This is a genomic window from Psychrobacter sp. TB55-MNA-CIBAN-0194, from assembly GCF_040309505.1.
Taxonomy (GTDB): Bacteria; Pseudomonadota; Gammaproteobacteria; order Pseudomonadales; family Moraxellaceae; genus Psychrobacter; species Psychrobacter fozii.
Genome location: NZ_JBEOOW010000551.1, coordinates 1 through 253, shown reverse-complemented (window position 1 = coordinate 253; position 253 = coordinate 1). Strand labels below are relative to the sequence as shown.

At 44.7% G+C, this 253-nt stretch carries 1 protein-coding gene; it reads left to right on the top strand.

Features of this window, described 5'->3' with window-relative positions:
* The coding region (locus AAEY75_RS16255; protein ID WP_352260185.1) for a DUF3360 family protein at positions 1-253 on the top strand (253 nt) is incomplete at both ends.

Sequence of the window (253 nt, the reverse complement as noted above, 5' to 3'; positions counted from 1 at the left end):
ACACCATTCCAGCGATGGCCGCAACTATAGGTAAAGTTGTGATGGTTGCAGCCATTGCTGCCACGTTTGCAGGCCCTTTGGGTTTGAGTGATGACTTTGTACTTGAAAACGTACGCTACGAACTTTTAATTGTTTCGTTATTTATTTTACTATTTTCTGGCTTTATTTTACCGACCGCTAACTTAGCGGGTACTCATGGCCCACTTATTCCATTAATTCCTATTGTGGTTGCCGCAGGCGGACACCCTATGGC